The organism is Candidatus Accumulibacter similis (assembly GCA_013347225.1).
Taxonomy (GTDB): Bacteria; Pseudomonadota; Gammaproteobacteria; order Burkholderiales; family Rhodocyclaceae; genus Accumulibacter; species Accumulibacter similis.
In genome coordinates this window covers 2537304-2553240 of sequence record CP054595.1, presented here as the reverse complement: position 1 = coordinate 2553240, position 15937 = coordinate 2537304, and the positions used below count along the sequence as shown (strand labels likewise).

Annotated in this window: 11 protein-coding genes; 3 read left to right on the top strand and 8 right to left on the bottom strand. The window is 67.5% G+C overall.

Going from position 1 to position 15937, the window contains the following annotated elements:
• Positions 1-20: 20 nt before the first annotated feature.
• Positions 21-2225: an SLC26A/SulP transporter family protein gene (locus tag HT579_11585; GenBank protein ID QKS31618.1), complete on the bottom strand. Its 2205-nt coding sequence runs from the start codon at positions 2223-2225 to the stop codon at positions 21-23.
• Positions 2226-2535: 310 nt separating this feature from the next.
• Here HT579_11585 and HT579_11580 point away from each other — a divergent pair, with 310 nt between their 5' ends.
• Positions 2536-3633, top strand: coding sequence for a toll/interleukin-1 receptor domain-containing protein (locus HT579_11580; protein ID QKS29491.1), 1098 nt, complete (start codon positions 2536-2538; stop codon positions 3631-3633).
• Complete coding sequence (locus tag HT579_11575) at positions 3630-4874, top strand: OmpA family protein (protein ID QKS29490.1); 1245 nt, start codon at positions 3630-3632, stop codon at positions 4872-4874. Before HT579_11580 ends, HT579_11575 begins: the two co-directional genes overlap by 4 nt.
• Positions 4875-4898: 24 nt before the next feature.
• Here the strand turns inward: HT579_11575 and HT579_11570 are convergent, their stop codons facing one another.
• Positions 4899-5489, bottom strand: a complete 591-nt coding sequence (locus HT579_11570; protein QKS29489.1) for a CHRD domain-containing protein — start codon at positions 5487-5489, stop codon at positions 4899-4901.
• Positions 5490-6074: 585 nt separating this feature from the next.
• Between HT579_11570 and ppc the strand changes: the two genes are divergently transcribed.
• Positions 6075-8828 (top strand): phosphoenolpyruvate carboxylase, encoded by a 2754-nt coding sequence (gene ppc, locus HT579_11565; GenBank protein ID QKS29488.1) that lies wholly within the window; start codon positions 6075-6077, stop codon positions 8826-8828.
• Between the two features lie 77 nt (positions 8829-8905).
• Here ppc and HT579_11560 read toward each other — a convergent pair whose 3' ends face one another.
• The 6 genes from HT579_11560 to HT579_11535 all read right to left on the bottom strand — a co-directional run bounded on the left by HT579_11560 (position 8906) and on the right by HT579_11535 (position 15936).
• Positions 8906-9523 (bottom strand): DNA-3-methyladenine glycosylase 2 family protein, encoded by a 618-nt coding sequence (locus tag HT579_11560; protein ID QKS31617.1) that lies wholly within the window; start codon positions 9521-9523, stop codon positions 8906-8908.
• Positions 9524-9641: 118 nt separating this feature from the next.
• Positions 9642-10148, bottom strand: a complete 507-nt coding sequence (locus HT579_11555; GenBank protein QKS29487.1) for a universal stress protein — start codon at positions 10146-10148, stop codon at positions 9642-9644.
• 206 nt (positions 10149-10354) lie between these two features.
• A complete protein-coding gene (locus HT579_11550) occupies positions 10355-12499 on the bottom strand; it encodes an SLC26A/SulP transporter family protein (GenBank protein ID QKS31616.1) in 2145 nt (714 codons plus the stop codon).
• Positions 12500-12724: 225 nt separating this feature from the next.
• Positions 12725-13441, bottom strand: coding sequence for a hypothetical protein (locus tag HT579_11545; GenBank protein ID QKS29486.1), 717 nt, complete (start codon positions 13439-13441; stop codon positions 12725-12727).
• A gap of 123 nt (positions 13442-13564) precedes the next feature.
• Positions 13565-14326 (bottom strand): hypothetical protein, encoded by a 762-nt coding sequence (locus tag HT579_11540; protein QKS29485.1) that lies wholly within the window; start codon positions 14324-14326, stop codon positions 13565-13567.
• 128 nt (positions 14327-14454) lie between these two features.
• On the bottom strand, positions 14455-15936 hold the full coding sequence (locus tag HT579_11535) for a CHAD domain-containing protein (protein ID QKS29484.1): 1482 nt from the start codon (positions 15934-15936) through the stop codon (positions 14455-14457).
• Position 15937: the final 1 nt, after the last annotated feature.

The window sequence follows — 15937 nt, the reverse complement described above, 5'->3', positions numbered from 1 at the left end:
GGGAGCGACGAAGACCGGAATCATTCCTGCATCGCCAGCAGTTCCCTGTCGGCATAGCCAAGGCGGAACGCGAGCACGCGCGCCACCCCCTCGATGAGCTGGAAGGCGAGTCGCCGATGCTGCTCACGCAGCATCTCGAAGTCCTCGCGCCGCAGCACGTAGACTTCGCTGTCCTCGGTGGCCGTGGCATCGCTGCTGAAGCGCGCGGCGTGCGTGATGAAGGACATGCCGCCGACGAAGTCGCCACGACCGTAGGTCAGGCGATGCCGGGTGAGGTTGGTCCCCGGAACCGGTACCGAGATGCGCACGGCGCCCTTGCGGATGAGGAAAAGCTGATCGGCGGCATCGCCAGCCGAGAATACCCTCTCGTCGCGCGCCACCACACGTCGCTCCAGGCATTCGACCAGCGCCACCAGTGCATCCTCCTTGACGTCCTTGAAGATTTCCATCTCCCACACCTCCAGCGGCGGCAGTTCGGCGCTGCGCTGGGCGCTTTCGCCAAGCACCTGGTCCTCGATCCACTCGACGGCGTCGTCCATTTCCTGGAAGACCCTGACCTGCGGGCTGTCATTGGTCAGGTCCATCTGCGTGAAGAGGTCGGCGATGTTGCGCCCGTTCGGCAGGGTGTGCGTCAGGCTGCTGAAGATGAGGAAGGCACCACGTTCGCTCAGAGAGTCGCGAATCTGGCTCAACAGATGCACGGCCGTGACGTCGACCGACTGCACCCGGCGCATGTCGAGCAGGACGTACTGGCGCTTGCCGAGCTCCGGCTCGAGCGCGCTGAACAACTGGTCCTTGGTACCGAAGAACAGGCTGCCCTGCAATTCGAGCATGATCGTCTGCTCGCTCCGCCGCTCGAGCAGTTCCATCTCGTGCCCGAGGCGGACCCGCTTCGAGAAGCGGCTGCCACCATCGACCTTGTTGCGAATGACCGTGCTGCCCAGTTGCTCGCGAATGAAAAGGAACATCGCCAGCGCGATGCCGACGGCCGAAGCGGCGATCAGGCTGTAGGCCAGGGCGACGATGACGACGACGACGATCACGACGAAGTCGAGAATCGTCCATGGCGACTGCAGCAGGTGCAGGCTGTGGCGGTCGATCATCCGTACGCCGACGACCAGCAGGATGCCGGCCAGCGCCGCTACCGGGATCCAGGCGATGAATGCGCCGAGCGCGAGAAAGGCGAGCAGCGCCAGTACCCCTTCGGCGATCCCCGAGACGCGCGTCTGGCCGCCGCTCGCCAGGTTGACCAGCGTCGCCCCCATCTGGCCGGCACCGGGCATGCCGCCGGCGCACGCCGAAACCACGTTCGCCGCACCCTGCGCCACCAACTCGCGGTTGGAATCATGCCGGCTGCGGGTCAGCGCGTCGAGCACCACCGCCGTCTTCAACGTGTCGATCGACAGCAGGACGGCGAGCGTCAGCGCCGTGCCCATCAGGCCGCCGATCTGGCTCAGCTTGAGTTCGCCGATGTCACGCCAGCGTCCGGTGATCGCCTCGAGCATGCTCGACGCCGAACCGCCGAGAGGGCCGATGATCATCTTGTTGCCCTCGAGCACGAGCAGCGATTCGTCGACGAAGTGCGCCAGCCCGAAATAGGTCGCGATGCCGGCCAGCAGGCCGAGAATCGCTGCCGGCACGGCCCGCGTCAGCAGTGGCGCGCCGACCATCACCGCCGCCGTGACGCCGCCGATCAGCGCGCTCTGCCATTGCCAGTTCTCGGGCGAGATCAGCGTCCGCCACAGTGGAACATTGCCGAAGACGCCGAGGAACTTGGGGATCTGACTGCCGATGATGATCAGGCCGACGCCGGTGAGGTAACCGCTGACAACCGGAAACGGGATGTACTTGATCAGGCTGCCGATCCCCATGAAGCCCAGGAGGAGCTGGATCACTCCGGCCACGAGACCCAGTGCCGTCAGCATGAGAACGATGAAAAGCGGGTCGACGTCCTGCCGCACGAGTTCGATGGCGAACGCAGACAGCACTGCCGCCGCCGGCGCACACGGCGCCGTGATCAAGCGGTTGGTGCCGCCGAGAGCCGGCGCGACGAGCCCGAGTGCGGTCGCGCCGAGAATTCCGGCGAGGGCACCGAGGCCAGCGTAGGCGGGGCCAATCGAGGCGTAGATGGTGACGCCGAAAGCGATCGCCGAAGGCAGTGCGACCAGCATCGCCGCCAGCCCGCCCCAGAAATCGCCGACCAGCTTGTCGTTCTTGACCGTCATCGACAGTTCCATGACCCGCCCCCTTCATCAGACATCTTGCGCGCTCCAGGCAAGCTTGCTGCCGTCTCCCGCCGCCCCGTGGCGGACGGCGATTTCCGACAGAACCACTCAGGAATTCGTGATTCTAGCACGATCAACACCGATTTTCCCCGAACGGCGCACGCAACCCGCATTATTTGGTCTGGATGCACATGTTTCGTTCGTCGCTACGGGACCGGGCGCGATGCGGGAAAATCCCGCAGACCGGCCATGCTGCCGAACGAGGGCTGCTGTAACATGGTCTGAATGGACTCATGCGGGGGAACGGCAGGTGGCAGACATCTTTCTCAGCTATGCCAGCGAAGACCGGGCGACGGCCGGCCAAGTGGCATGCCAGCTCGAGGCGGTCGGCTTCAGCGTCTGGTGGGACCGCCAGATCCCGGCCGGAATGACCTGGCGGCAGGTGATCGAGTCGGCATTGAACGACATGGGCTGCATGGTGGTTCTCTGGTCGACGGATTCGCTCGCCAGCACCTGGGTCAGTGAGGAAGCCGAGGAGGGCCGCATGCGCGGCAAGCTGGTACCGGCACTCCTCGAGCCCGTCCTGCCACCGCTGGGTTTCCGCGGCATCCAGGCAGCCGATCTGGTGGACTGGGACGGTTCCGCCGAAGCGGCCGGCTTCCGTCACCTGGTGGCGGGCATCGAAGCGCTCCTCGCACCCCGAAGAGGCGTCAGACCGGTCGCCGCGACGGCGAGCGCCAGGGCGCCCGGCGGCGGCGGCCGCGCGCGCCTGCTGGCCGTCGCTGCTGCCTGCCTGCTCCTCCTCCTGCTGACCGCCGGCACCTGGTACTGGCTCGGCCAGAGCGAGCCGGACGCAGCATCCCCGGCACGCAGCGGCGACGCAACCGTGTCGGGCAAGGACGCCTCGCCATGGCCCGGCACGGCGGCACCGGCGACGACGGCAGCAGGCGGGTTGCGGTCCCGCGCTGGAGGCAGCGGAGCGGACAGCGCACCGACGCCGAAGCAGGACCAGACAATCGCCGCCGCGGAGACCGCCCGCGCCCCCGGGGCAGGCGACTCGCCACCCCCAGCCAACTCGGGCGGTCGCGCCAGCATGCCCGGGCCGGCCAGCACGGGCGGCTTCGAGTCCGGGCGCGACAGTCAAGCCGCCGGCAAGGTGGCGACGAGTTCGGGCGCAGCGCCCGTCGCCGGCAGCCAGGCGAAACCGGCCAGCGACCCGACACCGACGCCACCGGCTGCCGCGGTGGCCGACGCCGGCGGCGCCAGCAGCATCAGCAGGCCCGCCAGGCGGGCAGCCGAGCCCGCCGCGCGCCCCGCCCGCTGCCGCGACCTCCTCGAGCGCCAGAGCCTGGGCGACCCCTTGGGTGCCGACGAGCGGGCCTACTTTCAGAAGGAGTGCAGAACATGAACCCTCACTGTCGGATCACCGGTCAGCCGCGCTGGCTCGGCCGCTGGCTGCTGCCCGCAGTCGCCAGCCTGGGGCTGATCGCCTGCCAGGTGCCACCGCAACGTGACGTCGCGCAAACGGCGGTGCCGCCAGCCGCCGCGCCTGCGCCGATCGCCTTCGACAACGCCGTACTCAAGGCTGCCAATGAGCTGTTGAGCAGGGTGCCACTGCCGCCGACCAGCGGCCAACGGCTGGCACTGCTGATCGACCCGCTGGTGGACGGCGTGACCGGCAGCCAGTCGCTCGCCACCCGGTCGATGGAACAGAGGATCGTCGACCTGGTGCGTCGTGACTACCCGCAACTCGAGGTCCAGGCCTTCAGCAGCAGCAACCTCGCCGGCCAGCCGCTGGTGCTTGTCGGCACCTTTACGCCGATCAACAACGCCGCCGGCCAGCCGACCGGCGACCGCGATGCCTTCCGCATCTGCCTCGCGCTTGCCGACCTGAAGACCGGCAAGGTCATCAGCAAGGGCGTCGCCCGCGCCAGCCCCGACGGAGTGAAGACGACGCCATTGCCCTTCGACGCCGACAGCCCCGCCTGGACCCGCGACGCGGCGATCGACGGTTACATCAGGACCTGTCAGGGCAGCAAGGCGGGCGACCCGATCAATCCGGTCTATGCCGCACGGATCATGGTGGCAGCGCTGCTCAACGACGCCGGCAACGCCTACAACGGCCGTCGCTACCACGAATCGCTCGAGCTTTACCGGCGCGCCCTCAACACCGCCGGTGGTGATCAACTGCGCGCGCACAACGGCGCATACCTGGCGGCCTGGAAGCTGAAACGACGTGACGAAGCGACCCTGGCCTTTGCCCGGCTGGTGGACTACGGTCTCGCCAATCGCCAGCTCGCCTTGAAGTTGCTCTTTCGCCCGGGTTCGACCCAGTTCATCGCCGATGCACAGATCAGCGGCCCCTACCCCCTGTGGCTCAACCAGATCGCACGGCGCAGCGCACAGAACAGGGCCTGCCTCGAGATCGTCGGCCACACCAGCCGCAGCGGCCCCGAGCCGATCAACCAGAGGTTGTCGGTCCTGCGGGCGCAGGCGATCAAGGACCGTCTCGACAGTGCCGAGCCGCTGCTCGTCAAACGCACGGTTGCCAGCGGCGTCGGCTCACGTGAGAACCTCGTCGGCACCGGCAGTGACGATGCCGGCGACGCCCTCGACCGTCGCGTCGAGTTCCGGGTGATCGACTGCTGAGGCCGCCCCCGGCTGCGCGTGCCCTCAGAGGCGGCGCCGCCCGCAGCGGGTCAGCACCAGCGCTCCGATGCCCATGGCGCCGAGGAGCAGCGAAGCGGGCTCTGGGACGCGCTCGGGGAAGGCGCGGATCTCGCCACCCGGGAAAGCGTTGGTGTGGATGTTGAAGTACGCCGTGCCGGCATCGAGGCCGGCAAACAGCGCAGTGCGCGCGCCGGCAACGGTCCCGCCACCGAAGTTGTTGACGAACGCGGCGGTGAAGCTGGTCGCCAGGTCGAGGTCGATCAGCGCCGAGTAGGCTCCCGCCGATACGCCCCCAGGAAAGCCGGGCAGCGTCCCCGGGGTCACTGCCACGCCGACCGTCCCAGTGCCTGCCGCAGCCGTACAGCAGTGGATGTGCGCGACCGTCGTGACACCCGAAAGACCGGCAAAGCCGGCGTAGATCGACAGATCGTTGGTCGCATCGTCGAACTTCAGCTTGACGATGCCTGAACCGGTGGCGCCCGGGGCTTCCGGACCGAGATCCGCGGCGTAGGTGTATACGGTGGCCGAGGCCAGGGTGGAAGCCAGGCTCAGGGTTGCCGCCAGAAAACAGGATTGCCATGAACGTGTGCGCATCGGGTAGTCTCCTCTGTCAGGCTGGTTGTCCGCATGGCTTGCCTCACGGCCGCCGCGTGCTCGGGTCGAGCGGACGCGCGACCAACCCACCGGCACCTTCGCGCGAGTCGGGCACCCCGCCCCCCTCCAGAACGGAGCAAGATCTGCGCCATCGGTTGCAAGGCATTGTTTGCATGAGCTTGCAGCCTGCGTGCACGGTGCCGCTGTAAAAAAATCCGACAGAATCACTCGGAGAATCGTCGCTACAGCCGGATGCGCGCAACCGGCCGCCGGATAACGGCACCAGCTCACGCGCGATCGACAGTCCGAGCCCGGTCCGACCGAGGCACCGGGTCGTCCGCTGATCGGCCTGCGCGCAGGCTCCGAAGGTCGGCGCCTGCTTCTCCGCTGCAAGGCCGATGGACCGTTGATAGGGGCTGCCAGGTACCGTAAAGTCGCACCCTGGATGCTCCGCGGCGCCCGTCGGCCGCCGTTCAGCAGCGAAAGGATGTGCCTGTCGTCGGTGTCCGGCCCCTCCCCTTCCGTCACGGTGAGGTGCTTCGGTCGCCGACAGCGCGAGCACGGAAACCACCACAGGAGAAGAAGATGCCCGAGGACCCCAACATCGACAAGGATGTTCCGCTGCGCGACGACATCCGGCTGCTCGGCCGCATCCTTGGCGACACGCTGCGCGCGCAGGAGGGCGAGGCGAACTTCGAGCTGGTCGAACGCATCCGCGTCAGCGCCATCCGCTTCCATCGTGACGATGACAGCAGCGCTCGCCAGGAGCTGACGGCAATTCTCGACAGCCTCTCGCGCCAGCAGACGCAGACCATCGTCCGCGCGTTCAGCTATTTCTCGCACCTGGCGAACATCGCCGAGGACCAGCATCACATCCGTCGTTCACGCGCCCACCTGATCGCCCAATCGCCAGCGCACGAGGGCAGCCTCGCGCACGCGCTGCAACGTGCCGAAATGGCAGGCATCGATGCGGCACGGCTGCGCAGCTTCTTCGATGCGGCGTCGATCGTGCCGGTGCTCACCGCGCACCCGACCGAGGTGCAGCGCAAGAGCACGCTAAACGCCCAGCGCGAGATCGCCGACCTGCTGCAACAGCGAGACCGCTGCCAACCCACCCCCGAGGAACAGGACGCACTCGACGAGGGACTGCGGCGCGCCGTTCTCGGACTCTGGCAGACGCGCATGCTGCGCAACACGCGCTTGCTGGTCCTCGACGAAGTGATCAACGGACTGTCGTACTACGACTACACATTCCTGCGCCAGTTGCCGCGCCTCTATGACTGGCTCGAGGATCATCTGGCGACAACGCACGCCGGACTGCGCAACGCCGAACTGCCGGCATTCATGCGCCTGGGAAGCTGGATCGGCGGCGACCGTGACGGCAATCCCTTCGTCACGGCAGAGGTGACGCGCGAAACGCTGCGTCTGCAATCGGTGCGCGCGCTGCGCTTCCATCTCGACGAGGTGCACGCCCTCGGCGCCGAGCTGTCGCTCGCCGACGGCCTGATCAGCGTCTCCGAAGCGCTGCAGGGACTGGCCGCGCGCTCGCCGGACTCTTCCGTCGCCCGCGCCGACGAACCGTACCGACGCGCGCTGACCGGTGTCTATGCACGCCTGGCGGCGACGGCGCGCCGCCTCGACGGCGTCGAGCCGGAGCGACACGCGGTTGGCGAAGCGGCGCCCTACGCCGACGCCGACGAATACGCCGGCGAGCTCGACATCCTCCACCGCTCGCTGGTCGCCAACGGTTCGGCGCTGCTGGCACGCGGCCGCCTGCGCGAGTTGCGGCGTGCGGCGCGAGTCTTCGGCTTCCACCTGGCGTCGCTCGATCTGCGGCAGAACTCGGAGGTGCACGAACGCGTCGTCGGCGAACTGCTGGAAACGGCGATGCCGGGCACCGCCTACCGCGAACGTGACGAAGCCGGGCGCGTCGCTCTGCTGCTGGCGGAGATCGGCTCGGCACGGCCGCTCGCCTCGGCACACCTGGAGTACTCCGAGGAGACGCGCGATGAACTCGAGATCTTCCGTACCGCCGCGGCCGCGCAGCAGGCCTACGGTGCCGAGGCGATCGAGAACTACATCATCGCCAAGACCGACGGCGTCTCCGACCTGCTGGAAGTGGCCCTGCTGCTGAAGGAATGCGGCCTGCTGCTGCCGTCAGCACAGACCCTGGCGGTGAACATCGTTCCCTTGTTCGAGACCATTCCGGATCTGCGCAACTGCCCGCGTATCATGGACGAACTGCTGTCGCTGCCCACCTACCGCCAGTTGCTGCGCAGCCGCGGCGACCTGCAGGAGATCATGCTCGGCTACTCCGACAGCAACAAGGATGGCGGCTTCCTGACCTCGGGATGGGAACTGTACAAGGCAGAGATCGCCCTCGTCGAGGTCTTCGCGCGGCACGGGGTCAAGCTGCGCCTTTTCCATGGCCGCGGCGGCTCGGTGGGCCGCGGCGGCGGCCCGAGTTACCAGGCCATCCTCGCCCAGCCCGGCGGCGCCGTGCAGGGCCGGCTGCGGGTCACCGAACAGGGTGAGGTGATCGCCAGCAAGTACTCGAATCCCGAGCTCGGCCGGCGCAACCTGGAGATCGTCGCCGCCGCCGTTCTCGAAGCCACCCTGCTCGCCCCGCCCGACGCCGCGCCACGCGCGCACTATCTCGAGACGATGGAAGCGCTGTCGCAGTCGGCGCACCGCGCCTATCGCTCACTGGTCTACGAGACCGCAGGCTTCGAACGCTACTTCTGGGAATCGACGGTGATCTCCGAGATCGCGCATCTGAACCTCGGCAGCCGGCCGGCCTCGCGCCGGAAGTCGACCGCCATCGAGGATCTGCGGGCGATCCCGTGGGTTTTCAGTTGGGCGCAGTGCCGCTTGCTGCCCGGCTGGTACGGCTTCGGCAGCGCGCTGCGCGACTTCCTCGCGGCGCATGCGGATGGCCTGCAGGTGCTGCAGCAGATGTATCGCGAGTGGCCCTTCTTCCGCACCCTGCTGTCGAACATGGACATGGTGCTGGCCAAGAGCGACCTCGCGATCGCCGCGCGCTACGCCGAGCTGGTCGGCGACCCGGCCCTGCGCGCGGCCATCTTCCCCCGCCTGCAGGCCGAGTGGCAGGCCACGGTCGACGGATTGCTGGCGATCAGCGGGCAAAGCCGACTGCTCGCCGACAACCCCTTGCTCGCGCGCTCGATCCGCCACCGCTTCCCCTACCTCGATCCGCTGAATCACCTGCAGATCGAGTTGATCAAGCGCCTGCGCGCCGGCAGCGAGGACGAACACGTCAAGCGGGCGATTCACCTGACGATCAACGGCATCGCCGCCGGCCTGCGCAACAGTGGTTGAAGCGTTGCCAGCGCTGCACGCCTGCCGGCCGCCGGGGAAGCTGCCGCCGCTGCGGCCAGCCGGCCGATGGCGGCGCCTCAGTACTCGACCGGCAGCGGGTCGAGGCTGCGCCAGAGATACCAGGTGGCGACCGAGCGCCACGGACGCCAGCGCTCGCCATGCTCGACGAGCACCCGCCGCGGCGGCCGTTCGCCGGCGTAATAGTGGATCGCCACCGCGCGCTGCAGTCCGAGATCGTCGAGCGGCAGGACATCCGGTCGCAACTGGTTGAAGATCAGGAACATCTCGGCGGTCCATACGCCGATGCCGCGAACCCTCGTCAGCTCGGCCACCAGTTCGCCGTCGCCCATCCGCGACCACTGGCTGACGTCGATCTGCCCGCTGGCGAAGTGCCGGGCAAGGTCGATGACGTACTCGGCCTTGCGCGCCGACAGGCCGCAGCCGCGCAAGCCGTCGCGCGTGCTGGCGAGAACGCTTTCCGGCGTTAGTTCCGGCACCGCCGCCTGCAGGCGCGCCCAGACGCTGTCGGCCGCCTTGACCGAGATCTGCTGGCCGACGATCGAGCGCAGCAGCGTGACGAAGGGATCACCGCGCGAAACCAGTGCCATGCCGGCGAAGCGCTCGACGAGACTGCCGAGAACCGGATCGGCCAGCGCCAGCTCGGCGGACGCCTGCTGCCAGTAAAGGGGGGTCAGCACGGATTTGCCCGGGCAGCGCGCCTGCTGGCGGCGCGCCGGAACTTCTCCGCAGACTCGGCGGCGCCGCTCCCTGGCAGTTCCCGAAAACGGCGGCCGGACCCGGCTGCCGCTCCGATCAGGCCCTTTTCCGTTCCTTCTCCCGGGCCTTCTCCTTGGCCTTGCGGCGGCTCGCGTCGACCTCGGGCGGGCGGTAGACCAGAACCGGAATGCTCGAATGGGTCAGCACGCGGTAGGTCTCGCTGCCGAGCAACAGCGATGTCAGGCCACCGCGGCCATGCTTGGACATGAATATCAGGTCGCAATCGTTGTCCTCGGCGACGTTGACGATCGCCTCCCAGGGCGAGTCGCTGGCCACCGAAAGCGTCGTGCATTCGACCCCCGCCTCCTTGCACAGCTTCCTGATGAAGCCGAGATACTCCTTCGACTTGCCGTCGGAACCCGCCACCAGGTGATCGAGGACGGCTGGCTCCACCAGGTCACCGATGTTGTCGGTGTTGCCCAGTGGCTTGGCATAGAGGGCGGTGATCGTTGCATTGGCCGCCTTGGCAAAAGACACCGCGCGTTCAGCGGTGTCGCGTGACAGTTGACTGCCGTCAGTCGGCAGCAGGATATGCTGGAACATTCATTCTCTCCCAGGGGGTGGCCGCCATCCCGTCCCCGCGGCGCGCGCCTGATGATACCCGAAATCGACCACCGATCGCCGATTCCGGAGCGATAGCAGCACTTCGCCGCGGCGGGCCCGCGCGGCAGCGGACCCGCGCCGGCATCCCGCCGACGGGATCGTCGGTACGGCAGCAGCCGCAGGACGATCTCCGGCACACCCCGGAGCTACTCCTGCATGGCCATCAGTTCCTTGTCCGAGTAGCGCAGGCGCAGGGCCAGAACCTTGGCAACCGCCTCCACCAGATGGCAGGCCAGGCGCTTGTGCTCTTCCCGCAGCTTCTCGAACTGTTCGCGCTGCAATACGAAGAGCTCGGTCTCCTCGAGCGCAGTGGCGTCGTTGAAGCGGGTCATCTGCGACAGGAACGCCATGCCGCCGAAGAAGTCGCCACGGCCATAGGTCAGCGCGTGGTGACCCGACGCCTCGCCGTTGGCCGGCAGCGTGATGCGAACCGCACCCCTGCGGATGAGGTAGAGCTCGTTGCCCGGATCGCCAAAGGCGTACACCTTGCCACCCTTGTCGATCGTCCGCCGTTCGAGACAGGCCTCGAGATCGATCAGCGTCTCTTCCTTGTGGTCGCGGAAGAGTTCGAGGTCGTTGAGTTCCAGCGCCGCCACGGTCGGATCCTGCGCCGGACTCTGGCCGAGGATCTGGTCTTCGATCCACTCGATCGCGTCGTCGAGTTCGGGGAACACCTTGACATGCTCGGTCATCCGGGTGAGCTCCATCTGGTCGAAGAACTCGGCGATGTTGCGTCCGTTCGGCAGGACGTGCGACAGGCTGCTGAAAATCAGGAAGGCATCGCGTTCGATCAGCGAGTCACGAATCTGGCTCAGCAGGTGCACGGCGGTCACATCGACCGACTGCACCCGGCGCATGTCGAGAACGACGAAGCGACGCCGGGCAAGCTCGGGCTCGAGCGCCGTGTACAACTGATCCTTGGTGCCAAAGAACAGGCTGCCCTGCAACTCGAGGATAGCCGTCTGATGCCCCTGGGCTTCGAGCAACTCCATTTCGTGACGCAGGCGCACCCGCTTCGAGTAGCGGCTGCCGCCATCGAGCTTGCGACGGATCACCGTACTGCTCAGCTGCTCGCGGATGAAGAGGAACATCGCCAGGGCAATGCCGACGCCCGAGGCGGCGATCAGGCTGTAGCCGACGGCGACCACGACCACGGCAACGATCACCATGAAGTCGAGCAGCGTCCATGGCGACTCGAGCAGGTGCAGGCTATGCCGATCGATCATCCGGATGCCGACGACGATCAGGATGCCCGCCAGCGCTCCCACCGGGATCCAGGCGATGAAACTCCCGAGAGCGAGAAAGGCGACCAGTGACAGGACACCTTCGACGACGCCCGACACCCGGGTCCGGCCACCACTCGCCAGATTGACCAGCGTCGCGCCCATCTGCCCGGCGCCCGGCATGCCACCGGCGCACGCCGAGGCAACGTTGCCGAGGCCCTGCGCCACCAGTTCCCGGTTGGAGTCGTGGCGACCCCGCGTCAGGGCATCGAGAACGACAGCCGTCTTCAGTGTGTCGATCGACAGCAGTACCGCGAGCGTGAAGGCTGTCCCGAGCAGGCTGCCGATCTGGCTCAGCTTGAGCTCGCCGATTTCCTGCCAGCGGCCGGTGATCGCCTCGAGCATGCTCGAGGCCGTGCCACCGAGCGGACCGATGATCATCTTGTTGCCTTCCATCAGCAGCAGCGATTCGTCCATCGAGGCCAGGCCGAAATAGCTCAGCACACCGGCCAGCAGCCCGAGGATCGCCGCCGGCACGACGCGCGTGAGCAGCGGCGCACCGAGCATCACCCCTGCCGTGACGAGCCCGATCAGTGCGCTCTGCCACTGCCAGAGCTCGGGCGAGATCAACGTCCGCCACCACGAGGTGCCACTGGGCGCGCCCAGGAACTTCGGAATCTGGCTGCCAATGATGATCAGTCCGACGCCGGTCAGGTAGCCGCTGACGACCGGGAAGGGGATGTACTTGATCAGGCTACCGATGCCCATGAAGCCGAGAAGCAACTGCACGACCCCGGACACGAGGCCAAGGGCGGTCAGCATGAGGACGATCGACGGCGCCGCGACACCGTGCTGCACGAGTTCGATGGCAAAGGCCGACAGAACTGCCGCTGCCGGTGCGCATGGCGCCGTGATCAGCCGGTTGGTGCCGCCGAAGGCCGGCGCCACCAGCCCCAGGGCGGTCGCCCCGAGGATCCCCGCCAGCGCGCCCAGGCCAGCGTAGCTCGGACCGATGGCAGCGTAGATGGTGACCCCGAAGGCGATCGCCGATGGCAGCGCGACCAGCATTGCCGCCAGTCCGCCCCAGAAGTCGCCGACCAGCTTGTCGTTCCTGAGTGCGAGCGTCAATTCCACAGGCTCACGCCCCCTTCTGCATGGTGTTGGAGTACCACCGAGCAGTCTGTTCGCTGCCGCATCGCCCAGCCGGGCTGCCGGCTGCGGTCACGCAACGGAACGGCAACGCCGATGGCGGTGGGCCGAGTGCCCGCGCCCACGCGAGCAGCGAGCGACGCATCAATGCGCATGCGCGACAGCAGCGGCGCTGCCACTCCCATCCATGCTGCGGAGCGCAAGCGCGCTGGCCACGCCCTCGGCCTGATCGGCGAGTCGATCGATCTCCTCGACGAACTGCGCGAGCAGAAGCCGCGCCTTGACGTCGAGCGCCTCGTCGGCAAGTATCCGGCGCAAGAGGGCTGAGGACAGGCGGTCCGCCCGCGCTTCATGCCAGCCCACAGTGCGGCTGTCCGCATCCGCCACTGGCTGCGGCCAGCCCTGCGGGCCGGAGCGGCTGGCCTCGACCAGGACGTCGATGGCGGCGCAGACCTCGTCGGTCAGTTCCTGCACGTCGGCAATCAGAGGTGACGGCACACGCCGGCCGCAACGGGTAAACCCGCACTCGATGGCGAAACCGGTGATCTGACGTTTCATGTCCTTCAACAGGCGGCTCAGGCCGGTCAGCGGCTCGGTCATGGCTGAACCGACACTGCGTGGCGACTGCGCAGCGTGACGCATCTCCAGCGTCTGCTGCATGTCGTCGAGCGTGCGCACGATATCGGCAATCCGTCGCGCGAGCTGCCAGCAGGCTCTCTCGGAACCCTCACGCAGGTAGGCGTCTACCGCTGACCTGAAGATCATGCTCGCATCGGCTACGCCGTCGAGATAACCGTCAAGAGTGGTTCCGATCGACGTCGAGACGGCGGACCGCCCTGCCACTCGAACCTGAGTCTCCATGATTACTTCTCCTGAACAAAAAAATGAAGCTGCTTGTACGTGATCTGCGTCTGCCTGCCTGAGGTGGTCGCTGGCACCTGCGGAGAGGATGGCGCTGCGCTCAGACCGCGGCAGAAGCCGGGTTCACGACCGAGCCAGGCCCGCGTCGCCGAGCCTGAAGCCGGTGCCTCCGTCGGCCAGTCGCTGCGAAAGGCGCAACAGAATTTCCGCGGCGCCAGCCAGCTCGCGAACGACGTCGCTCAGCGCCGCATGCATCGGCGTGAGCCAGGATGCGCCCGCGCCGACGTGTGGCCCGTGCATCGGCAGCGGTTGTTCCGCCGGCGCGGACGGCGCACCTGCGGCCGCCGGCGACAGCAGTTCCAGCAAAGCCAGCCCGCGATAGCTGCCAAGGGGATTCCTGCTGCCCTGGGCATCGTCGGCATCGAACTGCGCGGACGGCCAGCCGCGCGCGAGCCCGGCGTAGCCTTCCTGCAGAGTCTCGCCTTCGCGCCGGATCTGACGCAGCATCCGGGCCAGCAACCCGTCGCCGCCGGGCTGGCCGGCGTGGCGAACCGTGGCGCTGCGAAACAGCCCAGCGGCAGCGCGGTCGAGACTTTCCATCGTCCAGGCGACGTCCTCAAGGCCGTGCCACTGGTCGGCAAGCGCAGCGATGGCACTGCGACTGCGATACCAGAGCTCCTCGCGGCGCTGATCGAGCTCGAACAGCCGCAGCGAGTGCGCAGACTCCCGTCCGTGCAGGACGTCCTCCGCCGCTCCGGCCAGCCTGACCACCGTCAGCGCCTGTTGCTCGATCGTGCTGAACAGACCGGACAGTTTCCGGCCGGGGGAACTCGGTCTCGCTCTGCGCACCACCGCCGTCATTTCGATCATCGTCACTGAATTCACCTGTCTCTTCTTGCCTTCGGGATGCCAGGGCAGCCTGCCAACTCCGGTCACCCGCAGCGCCTGCGCTCCATACTCACGACACCGTGCTCCACAGAGCGGGGGACTTGCCCCCGCCGCCCTGCCACCGGTCAGGAATGCGGTTGCCAGGGAACCCGCTGCCCGTAGAACTCACCAAGCAGCCCCTCGAGCTGCGGCAGCAGACCATCACTGCGCGTCTCCAGCCAGCACCGGATGCGATCCCCCGGATCGCCGGGGAGCGCCTCATCGATCAGCTCACGCGCCACCGCCAGATCGTTGAGCTGGCCGAGCATCTCCTGCAGACCGCTGGCCGAGAGGTGGTAGTTGCGCAGCAGCTCGCCGGGAAACAGCGGCGCGAAGAACTCGAGCGCATAGCGCAGTCGCTTGTACGCCACACGCAGACGATGACGCGCGGTCGCGTCGCTGGTCAGCGCTTCCTGCGCGAGTTGCCAGACTTTCCGCGCCCTCTTGTCCAGGCACCTGGGAGCAAAGACTTCCAGCCGGCGACCTTCGCGCTCGGGCAATGCGAGAACGGCTGCGGTGAAGTCGAGCAGGAGGCGCGAATACTCGCCCGAACCCAGCGTGCTGGCCGCAACCTGACGACTGACTGCACAGCGGCGGCCGGCGTAGTGCGCCAGCTCGGCGGCCTGCGGGCATGCAGGGAACGCTGCAACGATCGTCGGCAGGGTCTCGGCAAGAAAGACGTCCCAGTTTCGCGTTTCGCCGAGCTGCCTCGCCAGCGCCTGCCAGAGCGGATCGAAGTCGGCCACGAAAGCCATCGGCAGTCGTGGCTTCCAGACGCGAATGGCCGAACGCAGCCGACGGATGGCAACCCGCGCCTGGTGGACGAACTCCGGGTTGTCGCTCTCGCAGACACCCTTCTCGTTGCTCTGCAGGTGCTTGAGGCAAGCCAGCGCGATCGTGCGAAAGCCGGCGGTCACGGTCATGGCGGCGTCGGTCTCCACTGGCGCTGCCTTGACGACCTGCAACTCCTGGTCGGCAAGCACGCCGTAACCCCGCTGGAACTTGCTCGCTGGCTCCGGATGCAGCGCAAGCTCGGCCTGCAGCTCGCCGGCGGTCGAGAAGAGGTCGGCAACACCGCCCGCAAGCAGTTCGAGGCCAACCTCACAGATCGGCTGCCGCCGGCCCTCCGCCTCGATCCAGCCGCGATCGAGTGCCAGTTCGATGCGCACGCCGTCGCGCGGCTCGAGCACCCACGCGCTGCGTGTGAAGCTCGTCGTGAACGCGGGTCGCAGTTCTTCGCGCAAGGACTCGAGCCATTCGCGCAGCGAGCCATCGTCTACATGCGAGAAGTCCAGGTCGCCGAGGCTGCCGCTCGTCACCCAATGGCGACGTCCGGCGCTCAGCCCTTCCGCTGGACTCACGCGTTTCACCGACGACAGCCATTGGCGCCCCTGCTTGCGGTAGCCAACGACCACCCGCTCCCGGCGCAGACGCTGGTCGGGGGTGTCGTAGTAGGTCTTGACCACCCGCTCACGAATCGGCTTGGCATCGGTCAGCAGACGATGTCGGGCGAGGCGGCTGGCAACGCCGGGCGTCAGTGAAAGATTGAGTTCGGTTTCCATGCCCATC

Bases quoted from the DNA above. Each gene is read 5' to 3' on its own strand.
- HT579_11585 (QKS31618.1), bottom strand. From the start codon at position 2,225: ATGACGGTCAAGAACGACAAGCTGGTCGGCGATTTCTGGGGCGGGCTG.
- HT579_11575 (QKS29490.1), top strand. From the start codon at position 3,630: ATGAACCCTCACTGTCGGATCACCGGTCAGCCGCGCTGGCTCGGCCGC.
- HT579_11570 (QKS29489.1), bottom strand. From the start codon at position 5,489: ATGCGCACACGTTCATGGCAATCCTGTTTTCTGGCGGCAACCCTGAGC.
- ppc (QKS29488.1), top strand. From the start codon at position 6,075: ATGCCCGAGGACCCCAACATCGACAAGGATGTTCCGCTGCGCGACGAC.
- HT579_11555 (QKS29487.1), bottom strand. From the start codon at position 10,148: ATGTTCCAGCATATCCTGCTGCCGACTGACGGCAGTCAACTGTCACGC.
- HT579_11550 (QKS31616.1), bottom strand. From the start codon at position 12,499: ATGCTGGTCGCGCTGCCATCGGCGATCGCCTTCGGGGTCACCATCTAC.
- HT579_11545 (QKS29486.1), bottom strand. From the start codon at position 13,441: ATGGAGACTCAGGTTCGAGTGGCAGGGCGGTCCGCCGTCTCGACGTCG.
- HT579_11535 (QKS29484.1), bottom strand. From the start codon at position 15,936: ATGGGCATGGAAACCGAACTCAATCTTTCACTGACGCCCGGCGTTGCC.